Raw genomic sequence first — 17,392 nt, 5'->3', positions numbered from 1 at the left:
TCAGCGGACACGGTCGACACCGCAGCCGTCGAGCGAGGCCCGGATCATCGTGCGCAGCTCGGTGGGCGGCAGGCACCGCGCAAGCCCCTCGGCCAGCAACGTGGCGAGGACGTAGTCCGGACGGCTGTCGAGGGCCCGCGCGAGGGCGATGTTGGCCATCGCGCCGTCACCCCGCAGCCACGCGCTGACGGCGAGCAGGGTGGCCGGTGCCGCGTCCAGCGGTGCGAGGCCACGCCGTGTGCACTCGGTCCAGAGCAGCTCCGCGGCCGGGGCGTCCGGGCCCAGGGCCAGTTCCAGGGCGCGGTCGCGGACGGCGACGTCGCGCAGCCCCCACAGGATGCGGGCGACGTCGTCGTCGGAGAGGACGGGCGCGGCCGCCTGCGGGCGGCACCGGGCGAGCGCCGCGGTCACCGCGTTCCACGAGGCCTCCGCGAAGGCGTCGAACCCGTGCTCGGCGATGGCCGCCGCGCACTCGCCCGCGATCCGCGTGCTGACGCGGGCCATCGCCCTCCGGTCGGATCCGGGCGGCCACCCGAGCCGGCCGGCCAGCTCCTCCCGGCTGCCGGCCACAGCGGTGCCGTCGACCACCGCGGCCGCCTCCAGGGCCGTCACCCCGTGCGGCAGCGGCGTCCCCTCGCCCGGCTCGCAACACGGCCGCGGACAGTCGTAGGACCACCACCGGCCCGCCCGCACCAGCAGCGTCTCGGGCACGACCACGGAGTGTCGGGCGAGAGCCGTCACCACCTCCCACACCAGCCGCCGGTGCGGGAGGTCCGGGCCGCCGCTGACGTCGTCCGGGTCGTCGGAGACCACCGCCACCACCACGCCGCGCGGATCGTCGGTGCAGACCTTCTCCGCCAGCAGGCGGGCGACGGCCGGCGCGTCGTCCTCCGGCGGGAGGTCCACGCGCACGGTGAGCCCGACCCGCCCTCCGTCCGGCTCGGCCAGGGCCACCAGCACCAGTGACTCGCGGGGCCGGAAGCCGAGCAGCTGGGGCAGTGCGGCGGCGATCTCGGCAGTCCGCGAGAGGCGGACCGAGAAGAGGTCGCGCGGAGAGGGAACGGGCCGAGCGGATGCGTCCATGCCGCAGAACTCTGCGGGCACGGCGGTCCCGGCGGGGGCCGGGCGGCGGACCTGTGGACGGCGGAGGCGGTGTGGACGGCGGAGGGCGGTTCGTCGGTGGCGGTTGCTAGCGCCGGTCAGTCCAGCGCGGCCGCCTGCACCTCGAAGGCCTGCTCGAACAGTGCGCCGAACTCGTCGGTGGCCGCGGGCGCGGGCGTTCCGCCGGCGACCGCGGCGCCCGTGTCGACGTTGATCAGCATGACCAGCCGGTCGCCGTCGAGCGCCGCGGCGATCAACGTCGGCACCGTGGCCTGCGTGCCGTCGGGGAGGACGACCGTGGTGACGTTCCGCAGCAGCGCGGCGCCATCGCCCAGGTCGGCGACGGGCAGGTTCTCGAAGGTCAGCTGCGCCTGGCCGATCTGCGGTGAGGTGACCTGGGCGCTCGGGCAGCGCTCGGCCGCACCGGCCAACTGGTCGAACACCTCCTGCACGGGCCCTCCGCGCACCAGCACCTCGACCACGGAGGCGGTGCCCACCGTCGCGGCCTGGGCGGCGACGTCGTCGAAGTCGCTGAAGTCCGGCTGGGCGCCGGCCACCGCGGCCGAGCAGTCCTTCGGCGTGACCTGGACGCCCGCGGCGTCGGCCTCGGCCAGGACGGCGCTCTGCTGGAGCTGCTCCGCGGTGACGGCCACGACGGAGGCGTCGGGACCGAAGGCGTCGGCCGGGAGGAGGCCCGAGGCCAGCTCCGGCGCCGACGTCTCCTCGGCCCCTGACGAGCCGGCCTCCGACGACTCGGGAGCCGACGAGGTCGCGGCCGGCTCCGCGGCGCCGTCGTCCCCACCGCAGGCGGCGAGCGCGATCAGCGGGACCAGGACGGCGACCCGGAGGGACCGGCGGAGGGCGGGAGGCATCTGCTGAACCTAACCGTCCGTCCGGTACTGGACGGCGCTGCGGGCGGCCAGCCACGGGCGGACGTGTTCCGCGACGACCTGGACGTGCACCGGGTCCTGCGCGTAGCGGGCGAACGCGGCGTCGTCCGGGAAGTCCGCGATCAGCACCGTGTGCGCGTTCCCGTCGGCGAGGCCGACGTCCTCGGCGACGGTCAGCGACGTCATGCCCCCGACGGTCTCGGGCAGCCCGCGGAGGGCCTCGACGGTGGCGGCCCGCCGATCGGCATCGGCGTCGGCGGACCACGTGAACAGCACGACGTGTCGCAGCATGCGAGCACTGTGCCAGCCGCCCTCGTTACCGGTCGGTAGCCGGGAGCCGGCGACGGGTCGTTAGAGTCCGCTCCCATGGGACGGTCGCTGCGCATCGCACTGCTGTCCTACCGGAGCAAGCCGCACAGCGGCGGTCAGGGCGTCTACGTCCGCGCGCTCTCCCGCGAGCTGGCCGAGCTGGGGCACCGGGTCGAGGTGTTCAGCGGTCAGCCCTACCCCGAGCTGGCCGCGGGGGTGCCGCTCACCCGCCTGCCCAGCCTCGACCTGTACCGGGAGCCCGATCCCTTCCGCACCCCCCGGCCGTCGGAGTTCCGCGACTGGGTGGACGTCGCGGAGTGGGCGACCATGTGCACCGCCGGCTTCCCCGAGCCGCTGACCTTCACGCTGCGCGCGGCGCGCGAGCTGCTGCCCCGCGCGAGCGAGTTCGACGTCGTCCACGACAACCAGTCGCTCGGCTACGGGCTGCTGCGCCTCGTCGGGGCCGGCGTGCCCACCGTGGCGACCGTGCACCATCCGATCGCCATCGACCGGCAGCTCGAGCTGGCCGCCACCCGCTCCCTGCGTCGCCGGTTGACCCTGCACCGCTGGTACGCGTTCACCCGCATGCAGGCGAAGGTGGCCCGGAAGCTGGACGGTGTCACCACGGTGTCGGAGAACTCCCGGCGGGACATCACCACGCACATGGGCCTGCCCGCCGAGGGCGTCGAGGTGATCCCGGTGGGCATCGATCCCGACGAGTTCACCCCTCCCCGGCCGACCGGCCGCGCGATCCGGACTCGATCCTGGTGATCACGAGCGCGGACGTCGCCCTCAAGGGTCTGGTGCACCTGCTCGAGTCGGTCGCCAAGCTGCGCACCGAGCGACCGGTCCGGCTCACCGTCGTCGGGACGGCGAGGGCCGGCGGCCCGGCGGAAGCGGCCCTCGACCGACTGGCGCTGCGCGACGCCGTCCGCTTCACCGGGCCGGTGCCGGAGGCCGAGCTCGTCGAGCTGTTGCAGCGGGCCACCGTGGTGGCCATCCCGTCGCTCTACGAAGGGTTCTCGCTGCCGGCGATCGAGGCGATGGCCTGCGCCACTCCGCTGGTCACGACCGACGCCGGCGCGCTGCCCGAGGTGGTCGGCGCGAAGGCCGGCCTGCGCGTGCGCGCCGGTGACGTCGGCGAGCTGACCGCCGCGCTCCAGCTCGTGCTGGACTCCCCGTCGCTCGCCGAGCAGCTCGGGCGCGCCGGCCGCCGCCGCGTGCTGGACACCTTCACCTGGCGGTCCACGGCCGAGCGGACGGCGGACTGGTACGCCGACGTCCTCGACCGGAAGGGCCGTCCGTGCTGACCGTCGACTACGACCTGCTCGACCTGCGGCCGGGGATGAGGGTCCTCGACCTGGGCTGCGGCGAGGGCCGGCACGCGTTCGAGGCCTACCGCCGCGGCGCCGACGTGATCGCCGTGGACTGGGGCGTGGCCGAGGTGGAGACCACCAAGCGCTGGCTCGGCGCGATCGCCGAGGCCGGGGAGGCCCCGGCCGGTGCCCGCTACGAGGTCGTCCGCGGCGACCTGCTGCACCTGCCCTTCCCCGATGCGAGCGTCGACCGGGTCATGGCCTCGGAGGTGCTCGAGCACATCCCCGACGACGCCACCGCGTTCGCCGAGATCGTCCGCGTGCTCAAGCCGGGCGGCCGGGTCGCGGTGACCGTGCCCCGCTACGGGCCCGAGCGCATCTGCTGGGCGCTGTCGGACGAGTACCACGCGAACGAGGGCGGGCACATCCGCATCTACCGCGCCGACGTCCTCCGCACCCGGCTGGCCGCGGCCGGCCTGGTCCCCGGCCGGAGCCACCACGCGCACGCCCTGCACGCGCCGTTCTGGTGGCTGAAGTGCGCGGTCGGCGTGAACGCGGACTCGGCGCTGGTGCGGGCCTACCACCGGCTGCTGGTCTGGGACCTCACGAAGCGGCCCTGGCTGACCCGCACCGCCGAGCGCGTGCTGGATCCGCTGTTCGGCAAGAGCCTCGTGGTCTACGCCGACAAGCCGGCGATCGCCCGGCCCGCGCGGCAGCCCGGTGCCGGTGGTGGGACGCCTCCGGAGTGGGAGCGGACCGCTGCCGCCCGCTGACGCCGGTCTCCCCGAGCTGCCGGGAGTGCTGGGCGCCGACCAGGTCCGGGCCACCGTGCGGTGGATCGCCGACCAGCAGGACGCCGACGGGTCGCTCCCGTGGTTGCGGGGCGGCCAGCTCGACCCCTGGGACTCCGTCGAGGCGGCCATGGCGCTCGACACCGGCGGCCGGCCCGACCGCGCCCGCGCGGCCTACCGGTGGCTGGCCACGCGCCAGCGACCGGACGGGTCCTGGGCCTCGGAGTACCGCTCGGGCATCGAGACGGCACCGGCCGCGGAGAGCAACCACGCGGGCTACCTCGCCGTCGGGATCTGGCACTCGTGGCTGACCACCGCGGACGACGGCGTGGTGGCCGAGTTCTGGCCGCACGTCCGCCGGGGTCTGGACCTGGTGACGCGCATGCAGCTGCCCGGCGGCGCCATCGGCTGGGCGCTCCGGCCCGACGGCAGCCCGGACGGCACCGCGCTGCTGACCGGCAACGCCAGCCTCTTCCAGGCGCTGCGCTGCGGCATCGCGCTGGCCGAGCTCACCGGCGAGCCGCAGCCCGACTGGGAGCTCGCCGTCACGGGACTCGGCGACGCGCTGCGCACCCGGCCGACGGCCTTCGCCGACCGCTCGCGGTTCTCGATGGACTGGTACTACCCGGTGCTGGGCGGCGCCGTCTCCGGGGCCGCCGCCCGGGACCGGCTGGCCGCGGACTGGGACCGGTTCGTCGTGCCGGGCCTCGGCGCCCGCTGCGTGGCCGACCGGCCCTGGGTCACCGGGGCGGAGACCTGCGAGCTGGCCCTGGCCCTCGCCGCCGCCGGGCAGCGCGACGCCGCCGTCGAGCAGCTCGCGGCGATGCAGCACCTGCGCGACGACGACGGCTCGTACTGGACCGGGTACGTCTTCGCCGACGACGCCCGCTGGCCGGTCGAGCGGACGACCTGGACCGCCGCCGCCGTGGTGCTGGCCGCTGACGCGCTCAGCGCAGCGACGCCCGCGGCCGACCTGTTCACCGATCCCGGCGCCCTCCCGGCACCCGGCGCGACCGATCGCGACGCGAGTCCCGATTGGCTGCCGGGAGGTGCGGGCACGGTCACTCCGTGACCGATCCCGACGTCGCCGTCGTCGTCGCCAGCCGCAACCGCCGCGACGACCTGCTCGCGACCCTGCCCCGGCACGAGGCACCGGTGGTGCTGGTCGACAACGGATCCACCGACGGCACCGTGGACGCCGTCCGCGCGGCGTACCCGCAGATCACCGTCGTCCCGCTGCCGGCGAACGTCGGAGCCGCCGCCCGCACGCTGGGTGTCCGCACGGCGGGGACCGGGTTCGTCGCGTTCGCCGACGACGACTCGTGGTGGGCACCCGGCGACCTCGCCCGGGCGGTCGCCATCATGCGGGCGCATCCGCGACTGGCCCTGCTCAACGCGCGGATCCTCGTCGGCCCGGCGGAGCGGCTCGACCCCGTGTGCGCCGAGATGGCGCGCAGCCCGCTGGGCACCGCCCCCGACCTCCCGGGACCGTCGCTGCTCGGCTTCGTCGCCTGCGGCGCACTGGTGCGGACGGCGGCGTTCGAGGCGGTCGGCGGCTTCGACCGGATCGTGCGGTTCCCGGGCGAGGAGGAGCGGGTCGCCCTCGACCTGGCCGCCGAGGGCTGGGGTCTGGCCTACGTCGACGAGGTGACCGTGCACCACCACCCGTCCCCGCGCCGCTCCTCCCCGGGCGCCGGGAGGCGGCCATCTGGCGCAGCAGGCTGCTCACCGCGGTCATGCGGCACTCCGCGACCGACCTGGCCGGCGTGCTGACCACGGCGGTGCGGTCCGGCCGGCGGGGCGTCGAGGGACTGCTGCGGGCGACACCCGACCTGCCCGCGGCGCTGCTGCGCCGCAGGCCGGTCCCGCCGGAGGTGCGGGCCGACCTGCGGCTGCTCGCCGGCCGAGCACCGGCTCACGCCGGCAGGCGCTCCGGCAGCGGCCGGGCGGACGGCGCGCCGTCCCACTCGGCGTCGGTCATGCGCAGCACCCGCAGGCCGATGGTGCCGTAGGCGGCGGCCAGCGCGGTGAAGACCACCACCTCCGACGCCGTCGACCGGAACGGCAGGCCGAACTCGGCCACCACCGCGACCGTGGCCAGCGCCGGCGCCCACCAGTGCACCGCGCCGGCCCGCCAGGCGGCCCACGGCAGCACGGCCAGTCCGATGCCCAGGAACAACATCAACGGCAGCCACACGGCCCCGGTCAGCGAGCTCTCGGTGAGCCGGTCGAAGTAGGCAACCATCTCGGCGGGGTTCCCGCCCGGCAGGGCGGTCGCGGTCAGCCAGACCACTCCCTCGGCGACCAGGGCCAGCGCACCGAGCAGGAGGAAGGCGGCGCCGGTGTTGGCAAGGGCCGCCCCCGGTCCCTGGCCTGGTGCAGCACGCCGCTCACCGCGGGGGCCACCAGCGCGCCCGCCAGCAGCATCAGCAGCAACGACGCCACGAGGGCGCCTCGGCCCTCACCGGCGGCGACGGCGTGGAAGTCGGCGCCGTCGCCGGCGCTCAGGGGATTGGTGAACTCCTGCGCGATCAGCACGACCGGGAACGCACAGAGGGCGGTGCCGGCGGCGTAGCGGCGCAGCCGGCGGGCGGGGGTGGCGAGAGCGGTCACGGCAGTTCTCCTTCGACGGGGACCGGCATGGGTCGGCCGGTCGGACGCCGCGAATCCTGGGCCGACGGTCCCGTCGCCGTCGTCGGCACCGGTGCTGGACCGGGGTCACTCCCGGGGACGACGTCCGGACGACGGCAGATCGGCCACGAGGATGACTCCGCCGGGGCCGCTTCCGTCCTACGGTGACCGCCATGCGCCGGTGGGTGCCCCGCCCGTTCGACCTGGTCGCGGCCGCGATCCTCACCGTGGCGAGCCAGCTGGAGATCTGGCTGCTCGGCTCGCCCGACCTGCCGCTGGGCGCCCTCTCCGCCTCCTACGCGGTCGGCACCGTGGCGTGCGCCTGGCACCGGGTCGCGCCGATGGCCGCGCTCGTCCTCGGGCTCACCGGGCTGGGTGTCGTCCCCGGCACACTGGGTGTCGACCCGGCGTGGAACTTCGGGTGGTTGGTCGCCGCGCTCGCCCTCATGGCATCGGTCGGCTACCACGCCCGCCGGCCGGTGCTCGCCCTGCTCGTGTCGCTCGCCCTGTGGGCGACCGGCGTCGTGGCGCAGAAGGGGTTCGTGCCCGCCGACGTCCTCTACGCCTGGCTGCTCGCCGGTGCGGCGTGGGTCGCGGGCCGGGCGCTGGCCGGGCGGACCCTGCGCGCGGAGCTCTCGGAGCAGCGGGCCGTCGCCGCGGAGCAGCAGGCGCAGTGGCGGGCGGCCGTCGCGGTCGCCGAGGAGCGGCTGCGGATCGCGCGCGAGATCCACGACGTCGTCTCGCACGGCGTCAGCGTCATGACCCTGCACGTCAGCGGCGTCCGCCGGCTGCTGCGCCCGGACCAGGAGCGGGAGCGAGCCGCTCTGGAGGCCGTCGAGCGGACCGGGCGGGAGTCGCTGGCCGAGATGCACCGCATGCTGGGCGTCCTGCGCGCCCCCGACGTCCCGGAGGACTTCCCCGCGCCCGATCTGGCCCACCTCCCCGACCTCCTCGAGCCCGCCCGGGCCGCCGGGCTGCGGGCCGGGTTCACCGTCGACGGGGAGGTCCGCCCGCTGCCTGCGGGCGTCGAGCTGGCCGCCTACCGGATCGTCCAGGAGGCGATCACCAACGTCCTCCGGCACGCCGCCGCGACGCGGGTGGACTGCACCGTGGCGTTCGGCCCGGCCGCGGTGCGGCTGCGGGTCGTCGACGACGGCCGCGGTGGGGCGGCGCTGCGGCAGGGGCACGGGCTCGTCGGCATGCGGGAGCGCGCCGCCGCCTACGGCGGCACCGTGTCGGCCGGCCCGCGCCCCGGCGGCGGGTGGGCGGTCGACGTCCTGCTGCCGGTGGACCGGGCGGCACCCGTGCCGGTGGCGGAGGAGGCGTCGTGATCCGGGTGCTGCTCGCCGACGACCAGACGATGGTCCGCGCCGGCTTCCGGCTGATCCTCTCCGCCGAGCCGGACATCTCGGTGGTGGGCGAGGCGGCCGACGGCGCGGAGGCGGTCGCCACGGCGCGGCGGCTGCGACCGGACGTCACCCTGATGGACGTGCGCATGCCGCGCATGGACGGTATCGCCGCCACCCGCCGATTGGCCGCCGAGGACCCGCCGGTGACGCGCGTCGTCGTCCTGACCACCTTCGACGTCGACTCGCACGTCTACGACGCGCTGCGCGCCGGCGCCAGCGGCTTCCTGCTGAAGAACGCCCCACCCGAGGAACTGGTCGCGGCGATCCGGCAGGTGTCGGCGGGCGGGGCGCTGCTGGACCCCGCGGTGACCCGCCGGGTGATCGAGGAGTTCGCGCGGACACCGGCACCCGGCCCGGCGCCGCGGGAGGTGGCCACCCTCACCGAGCGGGAGCTCGAGGTGCTGCAGCACGTGGCGCGCGGGCTGTCGAACGCCGAGATCGCGGCGACGCTGGTGGTCAGCGAGGCGACGGTCAAGACCCACGTGGCCCGCATGCTGGCCAAGCTGGGGCTCCGCGACCGCGTGCAGGCCGTCGTCTTCGCCTACGAGCGCGGACTGGTGCGGCCGGGCGCACGGTGATCAGCGGGCGCAGTCGATGCAGGTGCGCGCGGCAGGCCGGGCGGCGAGCCGCTCGGGCGCGATCGGCCGGCCGCAGTTCTCGCAGCTGCCGTAGGCGCCGGCGGACCGGCGGGCCAGCGCCGTCTCGACGTCGGCCAGCCGCCGGCGCGCCTGGTCCAGCAGGGCGGCCACCTGCTGCCGCTCGAAGGCGATGGTGGCGCCCTCGGGATCGTGCTCGTCGTCGGCGTTCGACGCCTTCGAGGCCGCCACGACCTCGTCGAACTCGCGGGTGAGTGCCTCGATCTGCCCGAGCGCCGCCGCCCGCTCGGCCTCGAGCGGGTCGGTCATCGCAGGCGTCGGAGCAGCCGCAGCGACCCGGTGCCGGGCAGCTCCTCGAAGTCCCCGGACCCCACCACGCGGGTGTAGACGCCGAAGGGTGCCTGTCCGCCGTCGGCCGGGTCGGGGAACACGTCGTGGATCGCCAGCGTCCCGCCGACGGCGAGCTTGGCGACCCACGCGTCCTGGTCGCGGCGGGCGGACTCCTCGGTGTGGCTGCCGTCGAGGAAGAGCAGGGCCAGCGGCGTGCTCCACAGCGGCGCCAGCACCTCGGACCGGGTGACGACGGCGACCACGACGTCCTCGGCGCCGGCGTCGGCGATCGTCCGGCGGAAGCGCGGCAGGGTGTCGATCCGGCCGACGAGCGGGTCGACCAGGGACGGGTCGTGGTACTCCCAGCCCGGCTGGTGCTCCTCCGAGCCGCGGTGGTGGTCGACCGTGACGACCTGCCGGCCGGTCTCCCGCGCGGCGGCGGCCAGGTACAGCGCCGACTTGCCCATCCAGCTGCCCACCTCGAGCAGCGGCCCGGGGACGGCGACGGCCCGCGCGGCCTCGTACAGGGCCAGGCCCTCGTCCTCGGGCATGAACCCGGGCGCGGCCCGCGCGGCGACCAGCAGTGGAAGGACCCCGTCCTCCTCCCCCCTCGCGAGCTCGGCGCGAGCCTCGGGACGGGGCCGGTCGACGGTCATCGGGCGAACCTAGTCCGCAGGGCGGTCAGGCGCCGGTCGGTGGCCGCTCCCGCCTCGGTGTCCGCGGCCTTGGCGAAGAAGGCGCCCGCGGCGGTGGTGACCGGCACGGCGAGCACGAGCGCGATCGCGCCGACGAGGGTCCGGATGACCTCCTCGGCCAGGGCGGAGCTCGTGACCGTCGTCCACAGCGGCTGGTTGGAGAGCTCGAAGAGCAGCAGCGCGGGCAGCGCGGCCCCCGAGTACGCGAAGACGATGGTGTAGACCGTGGATGCGATGTGGTCGCGGCCCACGGCCATCCCCCGCGTGTACAGCTCCCGCCAGCTGCTCTCCGGGGAGACCTCGTGCAGCTGCCAGATGGCCGACGCCTGGGTGATCGTGACGTCGTTGAGCACCCCGAGCCCGGCGACGACGATGCCGGCGAGCACGAGGCCGGAGAAGCTCAGCGTCGGGTCGTAGCCCTGCAGGGTGACCGTCTCCTCGCTGGTCAGGCCCGTGAGCCGGGCCGCCGACACCGCCCACGACCCGAGCAGGGCGACCAGCGTCAGCCCGAACAGCGTGCCGACCAGCGCCGTCGTCGTCCGGGCGGAGAAGCCGTGCGCCAGGTACAGGACGACGAACATGATCGCCGCCGAGCCGACCAGGCTCACCAGCGTCGGCGAGGACTCCGAGAGCAGGCCGGGCAGCACGAACTGCAGGAGCACGAAGAAGGCGAACGCCAGCCCGAACAGCGACGCCAGGCCGCGCAACCGGGCCACCCCGATGACGACGACCGCGAAGAAGACCGCGAGCAGGATGATCGGGGTGTCGCGCTCGTAGTCGAAGAACCCGTAGGTGGGGCCGCCCTCGGTGCCCGGGTCACGGGTGAGGACGAGGACGTCGCCTTCGGCGACGCCCGCGGCGACCACCTCCGGCGGGAGCTCGACCGCCTCGAAGTTCCCGGTGTCGGGGCCGTCGAGGATCTCCACGACGGCGGTCGCGCAGATCTGCGAGGTGGTCGGGTCCAGGCCGCACTCGACCGTCTCGAGCGACACGACCTCCCCGTCGGGGAAGGTGATGCCCGGTGGCATCGCCGTCTGCGCGGCCTGCTGGGCGCGGGTCGGCTCGTCGCCCGGCCACAGCACGAACAGGCCGACCATCGTCGCCAGGGCGACGGGCACGAGCAGCAGCAGCATGAGCCAGACCGCCCGCCGCCGACGGCCCAGCGCCTCGGCGCTGGGCGGTGGCGCGTCCGGGTCGGGACCGTGGCTGTGGGAGTGGCTGGGCGGCACCCGGTCAGGCTAGGAGTCCGGCTGCGCTCCCCCGTCACCGACACAGGAGCCGGACGACGTCACCGCTCGTCCGGCACCCCTTCCACGGCGAACCGGTGCCACAGCCCGCTGAGCTGCAGTGGCCGGATGACCGCAGCCGTCGGACCGACCAGCACCACCTCGATCCCCCGCGGAGCTGCCAGCTTCTGCACCTGGACCAGCACCGCCATGCCGGCCGAGTTCATGTAGCCGACGTCGGCGACGTGCAGTTCGAGGCGGTGCAGCGGAGACCGCTCCAGCAGCAGGTCGGTCACGACCCGCACGATGGGGCGGCGGGCGTCCTCGGTCAGCTCTCCGGCCACTGTGATGCGGGCGGTCTCGCCGTCCAGCTCGCTGCGGACCTCCGGCTGCTCGGACTTCGCGGTGTCGGCGCTCGTCGTCTCCTCCACGAACGGGAACTGCCCCGGTCAGGTGGGGTTCACTCACGTGCGGGAGTGGCGGCACGACCGGGGTTGTCCGGTCTGCCACGCTCCGCGGCATGACGACGACACCCGTGCCGCCGCCGGTGTCCCGCCCGCCCCGGGCGGACCTGTGGCGCACCGTGGGCGTCATCGCCGTGCTCTGCGTGGCCGCGGCGGCGGTGGGCGGGCTCGACTGGCCCCTTCCGGACCGGGTCGTCGGTGGCCCGCAGGTGGCAGCCGTGCCGACGTCCCTGGCCGTCCTGCTCGCGGTCAGCACCGTCCTCTGCCTGGTCGTGGCGTCCTGGTGGACCGCGCGGATCTTCGGCCTCCGGCTGCGGACGCCGGCCGGCCTGGCATGGCTCGGCATCGTCGTGGCGGCCGCACTGGTGCTGGCGTTCAACGCGCTGCTGCTGGCGGCCTACGCCGGCGTGGTGGTCGGCGCGATCATCCCCGTCTTCCACTGGCTGTTCACACCCGTGCCCGCGCTGCTGGCCGGCGCCGTGTCCATGCGTCGGGGCGCGGCAGCGGCGACCACCGCCGCAGTGAGCACCGGGATGGTCACGCTGCCGTTGTTCGGGCTCGGCTGGGCGTTGTTCCACTCACCCGACGGCCTCGCGGGCGCCGCCGCGTCGGCGCTGTGGAGCACGGCGATCCTGGGCGTGGCCCCGCTGGGTCTCGCCGTCCTCGTCGCCGGTGGCTGGGGCCGCCGGTACGAGTGGCGAGCCGCCGAGGCCGGCGGGAACAAAGTTCGCCGCTGAACGTTTACTGAGACGTCCGGCTGAGGTATTCTCCAGTCGCCACTGGAGATTCACTCCCGGCAGCGAACTCGACAGGATCGACCCAGGAGGTTGGAGAGCCATGATGCTGACCGCCTACGACCCCTTCGCCGCCACGTCCGCCGCCTTCCGCGCCCTGGACCAGCTGACCGGCCGCGCGGGGTCCGGCACCGCCCGGCCGCTGTCGGGCATGCCGATGGACGCCTACCGCGTCGGTGACAACTTCGTCGCCCACTTCGACCTGCCGGGCGTCGACCCCGGCAGCATCGACCTGTCGGTGGAGGGCAACACCCTCACCGTGAGCGCCGAGCGCTCCGTGCCGCAGCTCGAGAACGCCGAGTGGGCGATCGCCGAGCGGCCCTTCGGCAGCTACACCCGCCAGCTGGTCCTCGGGCGCAGCCTGGACACCGACAAGCTCGAGGCCAGCTACCACGACGGCGTGCTCACCGTGAGCATCCCCGTGGCCGAGAAGGCGAAGGCGCGCAAGATCTCGGTGACCCGGGCCGACGTACCCGCCGGCGTGGAGCACCGGACCATCGAGGGCCAGTCCAGCGAGCAGAAGGCCGTCGAGAGCTGACGGCCGGCGAGCCGAGGGGCCGGGTCCCGGAGGACCCGGCCCCTCGGCTTCTCCCCATCCCGAGGAGGACGGCGATGAGCGCGCCCGAGAAGGACCCGGCGAGCACGGCAGCGGATCCGGTCAGCCGCCTCGACGACCCCGACTACCCGGCCCTCACGATGAGCCAGGCCGCCGAGCTGCTCGGCGTCCAGGCCGCCTTCCTGCGCAGCCTCGACACGACCGGTGTCCTGCAACCGCACCGCTCCCCCGGCGGCCACCGCCGGTACTCCCGCGAGCAGCTGGGCCGCGCCGCCCGCATGCGCGGACTGCTCGACGACGGGCACTCCCTCGCCTCCGCCGAGACGATCATGGAACTCCAGGACGAGCTGGCCTCCGCCCGCGCCGATGCGGAGCACCTCCGGTCGGACGTCGACCGGCTGAGCTCCGACGACCCGGACGGGACCTCGACCCGGAAACCCTAGGGGGTATAGTTCCCTCGACCGCGGACGCCGCGGCGACCTGGAGGGGACGACATGGAGAACCACGCCGCGCACCAGCACGGGTACATCAACCGCAAGGACGACTACCTCAAGCGGCTGCGCCGGATCGAGGGCCAGGCCCGCGGTCTCCAGCGCATGGTCGAGGACGAGAAGTACTGCATCGACATCCTCACCCAGGTCTCGGCCATGACCAAGGCGCTCCAGTCGGTCGCCCTCGGCCTGCTCGAGGAGCACATGAGCCACTGCCTCGTCGAGGCGGCGGCCGCCGGCGGCCGCGAGGCCGACGACAAGGTGCGCGAGGCCTCCGAGGCCATCGCCCGCCTCGTGCGGTCCTGAACCACTCCCCCACCCCCCGAGAGGACACCCAGCCATGAGCACCGCCACCTACACCGTCGTCGGCATGACCTGCGGGCACTGCGTCAACGCCGTGACCGAGGAGGTCTCCCAGGTCCCCGGCGTCACCGCCGTCGACGTCGACCTGGCCAGTGGGGGCCTGACCGTGACCAGCGACGCCCCCGTCGAGGAGGACGCCGTCCGCGCCGCCGTCGAGGAGGCCGGCTACTCGGTGGCCGGCAGCTGAGGTGAGCACACCCCTCCGGCTCCTCGCCTTCGCCCTCGGTCTGGTCGCCGTCTTCGGCGCCGCCGTCGGTGTGGGCGCGGCCGTCGGCCCGGTGGGTTCCGTCCCGGAGGAGCCGGCCCACGACATGGCGGCCGACCCGGAGGCCGGCGGTCACGCGGAGGAGGGCGGGCACGAGGCGCCCGACGCGCTGCCGGCGGGACTGCAGGTCTCCGAGGGCGGCTACACGCTCGCGCTGGACTCCGACGTCCTGCCCGCCGGGACGGCGATCCCGCTGTCCTTCCGGATCCTCGGTCCCGACGGGCACGCGGTCACCGCGTTCGACGTCGAGCACGAGGAGGACCTGCACCTGATCGCCGTGCGCAGGGACCTCTCCGGCTACCAGCACGTGCACCCGGAACTCTCCAGGGACGGCACGTGGCAGGTGCCCGTGGACCTCACCGCCGGCACCTGGCGGGTCTTCGCCGACTTCGTGCCCAGCGCCGACGGCGTGGACCGGGTGCTGGGCGCCGACCTGGCGGTGGCCGGTGACCACGCGCCCGAGCCGCTCCCGGACCCGGTCGCCACCGCCGAGGTCGACGGCTACACCGTCGCCCTGGTCGGCGAGCTCGTCCCGGGCGAGGAGTCGGTACTGGACCTGACCGTCACCCGGGACGGCCTGCCGGTCACCGACCTGCAGCCCTACCTGGGCGCCCACGGGCACCTGGTCGCCCTGCGCCAGGGCGATCTCGCCTACCTGCACGTCCACCCGGTCGAGGAGGACTCGTCGGCCCCGGGGCCGACGGTCCGGTTCGCGACGACCGCACCGTCGGCCGGGTCCTACCGGCTGTTCCTCGACTTCCGGCACGGCGACGTGGTGCGCACCGCGGCGTTCACCGTCGAGGTCGTCCCACACGAGGAGGCGCACGAGTGACCACCGACGTCGAGCTGCTCATCGGCGGCATGACGTGCGCGTCGTGCGCCGCGCGCGTGGAGAAGAAGCTCAACCGCATGGACGGCGTGACCGCCACCGTCAACTACGCCACGGAGAAGGCCAAGGTCAGCTTCCCCGCCGGCGTGACCACCGACGACCTCATCGCGACGGTGGAGAAGACCGGCTACACCGCGTCGCTGCCCCGGCCCCGTCCAGAGGCTCGCCCCGAGCCTGCGAGGGGTGAGGAGGACGGGGTCCTTCTACGATTGCTCGTCTCGGTGGCCCTGTCCGTGCCCGTCGTCGCGATGGCGATGGTGCCGGCGCTGCAGTTCGAGTACTGGCAGTGGCTCTCGCTGACCCTCGCCGCGCCCGTCGTGGTGTGGGGCGGGCTGCCCTTCCACCGGGCGGCGTGGACCAACGCCCGCCACGGCGCCGCCACCATGGACACCCTGGTCTCGCTCGGCACGCTGGCCGCGTTCGGCTGGTCCCTCTACGCGCTGTTCTGGGGCACCGCCGGCGAGCCCGGCATGACGCACCCCTTCGAGCTGACGATCGCCCGCGGCGACGGCGGCGCGAACATCTACCTGGAGGCCGCGGCCGGGGTGACCACGTTCATCCTGGCCGGCCGGTTCTTCGAGGCCCGGTCCAAGCGCCGGGCGGGCGCCGCGCTCCGGGCGCTGCTGGAGCTGGGTGCCAAGGAGGTCTCGGTCCTGCGTGGCGGCGTCGAGCAGCGGCTGCCGGTGGGCGAGCTCGCGGTCGGCGACCTGTTCGTCGTCCGGCCCGGGGAGAAGATCGCCGCCGACGGCGAGATCACCGAGGGCTCCTCCGCCGTGGACGCGTCGATGCTCACCGGAGAATCGGTGCCGGTCGAGGTCGGCCCGGGCGACACCGTCGCGGGGGCCACGGTGAACGCCGGTGGCCGGCTCGTCGTGCGCGCCACCCGGGTCGGCTCGGAGACCCAGCTGGCCCAGATGGCGCGGCTGGTCGAGGACGCCCAGAACGGCAAGGCCGAGGTGCAGCGCCTCGCCGACCGGATCTCCGGCATCTTCGTGCCCGTCGTCCTCGTCCTGACGGCGGGCACCCTCGGGTTCTGGATCGGCACCGGGGCCGGGGTGGCGGCCGCCTTCACCGCCGCGGTCGCCGTCCTGATCATCGCCTGCCCGTGCGCCCTGGGCCTGGCCACCCCGACCGCGCTCATGGTCGGCACCGGGCGCGGCGCGCAACTGGGCATCCTCATCAAGGGTCCCGAGGTCCTGGAGAACACCCGCCGCGTCGACACCGTCGTCCTCGACAAGACCGGCACGGTCACCACCGGGCGCATGACGCTGGTCGACGTCGTCCCGGCCGACGGCGAGGACGCCGACCAGGTGCTGCGACTGGCCGGCGCCCTGGAGTCGGCGTCGGAGCACCCGATCGCACAGGCCGTCGCCCGCGCGGCCGCGGAGCGGGGCCCGCTGCCCGCGGTCGAGGAGTTCGCCAACGCCGAGGGCCTCGGGGTGACCGGGGTCGTCGAGGGCGCTGCCGTGGTCGTCGGCCGCCGGCGACTGCTCCAGGAGTGGTCGCTGCCCCTGCCCTCCGGACTCGAGCGCGCCGCCGCCGAGGCGGAGGCCGCCGGCCGGACGGCGGTGCTGGTCGGCTGGGACGGCGCCGCCCGCGGCGTGCTCGTCGTCGCCGACGCGGTGAAGCCCACGAGCGCGGCGGCGGTGCGGCAGCTCCGCGAGCTGGGCCTGCGGCCCATCCTGCTGACCGGTGACAACGAGGCGGTCGCGCGGACGATCGCCGCCGAGGTCGGCATCGAGGAGGTCATCGCCGAGGTGCTGCCGCAGGACAAGGTGGACGTCGTCCGGCGCCTGCAGAGCGAGGGCCGGACCGTGGCGATGGTCGGCGACGGCGTCAACGACGCGGCCGCGCTCGCCCAGGCCGACCTGGGCCTGGCCATGGGCACCGGCACCGACGTCGCGATCGAGGCCAGCGACCTGACGCTCGTGCGCGGTGACCTGCGGGTGGCCGCCGACGCGATCCGGCTCTCGCGCCGCACGCTCGGCACGATCAAGGGCAACCTGTTCTGGGCCTTCGCGTACAACGTGGCGGCGATCCCGCTGGCCGCCGCCGGGTTGCTCAACCCGATGATCGCGGGGGCCGCGATGGCGTTCAGCTCGGTGTTCGTCGTCACCAACAGCCTCCGGCTGCGCGGGTTCGCGCCGCTTCCCGGCAACCGGGACGCCGCCCTCGCGGTCCCGTCGGGGAGCCCCGCGACGGCGCAGTAGCGTTCCGGTCGTGGACCGACACCGCACCGCCACCCGCGTGCTGGCCGCCCTCGGGGTGGCTTCGGG

At 75.0% G+C, this 17,392-nt stretch carries 23 protein-coding genes; 14 read left to right on the top strand and 9 right to left on the bottom strand.

Going from position 1 to position 17,392, the window contains the following annotated elements; translation table 11 throughout:
• The 3 genes from MVA48_RS01090 to MVA48_RS01080 all read right to left on the bottom strand — a co-directional run bounded on the left by MVA48_RS01090 (nt 1) and on the right by MVA48_RS01080 (nt 2,282).
• Complete coding sequence (locus tag MVA48_RS01090) at nt 1-1,083, bottom strand: DUF4192 domain-containing protein (protein ID WP_246984794.1); 1,083 nt, start codon at nt 1,081-1,083, stop codon at nt 1-3.
• A gap of 116 nt (nt 1,084-1,199) precedes the next feature.
• On the bottom strand, nt 1,200-1,973 hold the full coding sequence (locus MVA48_RS01085) for a hypothetical protein (RefSeq protein ID WP_246984791.1): 774 nt from the start codon (nt 1,971-1,973) through the stop codon (nt 1,200-1,202).
• 9 nt (nt 1,974-1,982) lie between these two features.
• On the bottom strand, nt 1,983-2,282 hold the full coding sequence (locus MVA48_RS01080) for a Dabb family protein (RefSeq protein WP_246984777.1): 300 nt from the start codon (nt 2,280-2,282) through the stop codon (nt 1,983-1,985).
• 75 nt (nt 2,283-2,357) lie between these two features.
• On the opposite strand from MVA48_RS01080, the gene MVA48_RS01075 reads away from it, so the two are divergent.
• From MVA48_RS01075 to MVA48_RS01055, 5 genes are read left to right on the top strand one after another with little or no spacing between them, the layout of a single operon-like run.
• Nucleotides 2,358-3,071: a glycosyltransferase family 4 protein gene (locus MVA48_RS01075; RefSeq protein ID WP_246984775.1), complete on the top strand. Its 714-nt coding sequence runs from the start codon at nt 2,358-2,360 to the stop codon at nt 3,069-3,071.
• On the top strand, nt 3,068-3,610 hold the full coding sequence (locus MVA48_RS01070; RefSeq protein WP_246984773.1) for a glycosyltransferase family 4 protein: 543 nt from the start codon (nt 3,068-3,070) through the stop codon (nt 3,608-3,610). Before MVA48_RS01075 ends, MVA48_RS01070 begins: the two co-directional genes overlap by 4 nt.
• Complete coding sequence (locus MVA48_RS01065) at nt 3,604-4,389, top strand: class I SAM-dependent methyltransferase (RefSeq protein ID WP_246984771.1); 786 nt, start codon at nt 3,604-3,606, stop codon at nt 4,387-4,389. Before MVA48_RS01070 ends, MVA48_RS01065 begins: the two co-directional genes overlap by 7 nt.
• Nucleotides 4,346-5,479 (top strand): prenyltransferase/squalene oxidase repeat-containing protein, encoded by a 1,134-nt coding sequence (locus tag MVA48_RS01060; protein ID WP_246984769.1) that lies wholly within the window; start codon nt 4,346-4,348, stop codon nt 5,477-5,479. Before MVA48_RS01065 ends, MVA48_RS01060 begins: the two co-directional genes overlap by 44 nt.
• Nucleotides 5,476-6,180 carry a glycosyltransferase family 2 protein gene (locus tag MVA48_RS01055; RefSeq protein ID WP_246984767.1) on the top strand — a complete coding sequence of 235 codons (705 nt, stop codon included), beginning with the start codon at nt 5,476-5,478 and terminating at the stop codon, nt 6,178-6,180. Before MVA48_RS01060 ends, MVA48_RS01055 begins: the two co-directional genes overlap by 4 nt.
• Nucleotides 6,181-6,322: 142 nt before the next feature.
• Here MVA48_RS01055 and MVA48_RS01050 read toward each other — a convergent pair whose 3' ends face one another.
• Nucleotides 6,323-6,700 carry a hypothetical protein gene (locus MVA48_RS01050; protein WP_246984765.1) on the bottom strand — a complete coding sequence of 126 codons (378 nt, stop codon included), beginning with the start codon at nt 6,698-6,700 and terminating at the stop codon, nt 6,323-6,325.
• Nucleotides 6,688-7,020: a hypothetical protein gene (locus MVA48_RS01045; RefSeq protein WP_246984764.1), complete on the bottom strand. Its 333-nt coding sequence runs from the start codon at nt 7,018-7,020 to the stop codon at nt 6,688-6,690. The genes MVA48_RS01050 and MVA48_RS01045 overlap by 13 nt, the downstream gene beginning before the upstream one ends.
• A gap of 191 nt (nt 7,021-7,211) precedes the next feature.
• Here MVA48_RS01045 and MVA48_RS01040 point away from each other — a divergent pair, with 191 nt between their 5' ends.
• Nucleotides 7,212-8,369 (top strand): sensor histidine kinase, encoded by a 1,158-nt coding sequence (locus MVA48_RS01040; protein ID WP_246989021.1) that lies wholly within the window; start codon nt 7,212-7,214, stop codon nt 8,367-8,369.
• The gene (locus tag MVA48_RS01035; protein ID WP_246984762.1) at nt 8,366-9,025 is read left to right on the top strand and encodes a response regulator; all 660 of its coding nucleotides are present in this window, start codon (nt 8,366-8,368) and stop codon (nt 9,023-9,025) included. The genes MVA48_RS01040 and MVA48_RS01035 overlap by 4 nt, the downstream gene beginning before the upstream one ends.
• Here the strand turns inward: MVA48_RS01035 and MVA48_RS01030 are convergent, their stop codons facing one another.
• Genes MVA48_RS01030 through MVA48_RS01015 form a run of 4 tightly spaced genes read right to left on the bottom strand, consistent with a single transcriptional unit; the run spans nt 9,026 to nt 11,725 of the window.
• The gene (locus MVA48_RS01030; protein ID WP_246984760.1) at nt 9,026-9,352 is read right to left on the bottom strand and encodes a TraR/DksA family transcriptional regulator; all 327 of its coding nucleotides are present in this window, start codon (nt 9,350-9,352) and stop codon (nt 9,026-9,028) included.
• Nucleotides 9,349-10,029 carry a class I SAM-dependent methyltransferase gene (locus MVA48_RS01025; protein WP_246984757.1) on the bottom strand — a complete coding sequence of 227 codons (681 nt, stop codon included), beginning with the start codon at nt 10,027-10,029 and terminating at the stop codon, nt 9,349-9,351. The genes MVA48_RS01030 and MVA48_RS01025 overlap by 4 nt, the downstream gene beginning before the upstream one ends.
• Entirely contained in the window at nt 10,026-11,297 is a 1,272-nt protein-coding gene (locus MVA48_RS01020; protein ID WP_246984754.1) for a YibE/F family protein, read from the bottom strand. The genes MVA48_RS01025 and MVA48_RS01020 overlap by 4 nt, the downstream gene beginning before the upstream one ends.
• 59 nt (nt 11,298-11,356) lie before the next feature.
• Nucleotides 11,357-11,725 carry an STAS domain-containing protein gene (locus tag MVA48_RS01015; protein ID WP_246984753.1) on the bottom strand — a complete coding sequence of 123 codons (369 nt, stop codon included), beginning with the start codon at nt 11,723-11,725 and terminating at the stop codon, nt 11,357-11,359.
• 89 nt (nt 11,726-11,814) lie between these two features.
• Here MVA48_RS01015 and MVA48_RS01010 point away from each other — a divergent pair, with 89 nt between their 5' ends.
• From MVA48_RS01010 to MVA48_RS00980, 7 genes are all read left to right on the top strand, one after another.
• Nucleotides 11,815-12,495 carry a hypothetical protein gene (locus MVA48_RS01010; RefSeq protein ID WP_246984751.1) on the top strand — a complete coding sequence of 227 codons (681 nt, stop codon included), beginning with the start codon at nt 11,815-11,817 and terminating at the stop codon, nt 12,493-12,495.
• Between the two features lie 100 nt (nt 12,496-12,595).
• The gene (locus MVA48_RS01005; protein ID WP_246984748.1) at nt 12,596-13,090 is read left to right on the top strand and encodes an Hsp20/alpha crystallin family protein; all 495 of its coding nucleotides are present in this window, start codon (nt 12,596-12,598) and stop codon (nt 13,088-13,090) included.
• 74 nt (nt 13,091-13,164) lie between these two features.
• Complete coding sequence (locus tag MVA48_RS01000; RefSeq protein ID WP_246984746.1) at nt 13,165-13,551, top strand: helix-turn-helix domain-containing protein; 387 nt, start codon at nt 13,165-13,167, stop codon at nt 13,549-13,551.
• Nucleotides 13,552-13,602: 51 nt separating this feature from the next.
• Nucleotides 13,603-13,905 carry a metal-sensitive transcriptional regulator gene (locus MVA48_RS00995; RefSeq protein ID WP_246984738.1) on the top strand — a complete coding sequence of 101 codons (303 nt, stop codon included), beginning with the start codon at nt 13,603-13,605 and terminating at the stop codon, nt 13,903-13,905.
• Between the two features lie 34 nt (nt 13,906-13,939).
• On the top strand, nt 13,940-14,149 hold the full coding sequence (locus MVA48_RS00990; protein ID WP_246984736.1) for a heavy-metal-associated domain-containing protein: 210 nt from the start codon (nt 13,940-13,942) through the stop codon (nt 14,147-14,149).
• Nucleotide 14,150: 1 nt separating this feature from the next.
• The gene (locus MVA48_RS00985; RefSeq protein WP_246984734.1) at nt 14,151-15,059 is read left to right on the top strand and encodes a hypothetical protein; all 909 of its coding nucleotides are present in this window, start codon (nt 14,151-14,153) and stop codon (nt 15,057-15,059) included.
• Between the two features lie 29 nt (nt 15,060-15,088).
• Complete coding sequence (locus MVA48_RS00980; RefSeq protein ID WP_246989019.1) at nt 15,089-17,326, top strand: heavy metal translocating P-type ATPase; 2,238 nt, start codon at nt 15,089-15,091, stop codon at nt 17,324-17,326.
• Nucleotides 17,327-17,392 lie beyond the last annotated feature (66 nt).

Source organism: Blastococcus sp. PRF04-17, from assembly GCF_023016265.1.
Lineage (GTDB): Bacteria > Actinomycetota > Actinomycetes > Mycobacteriales > Geodermatophilaceae > Blastococcus_B.
Note: the sequence above shows the minus strand (reverse complement) of the source record. Positions and strands in the feature narration are given on the sequence as shown.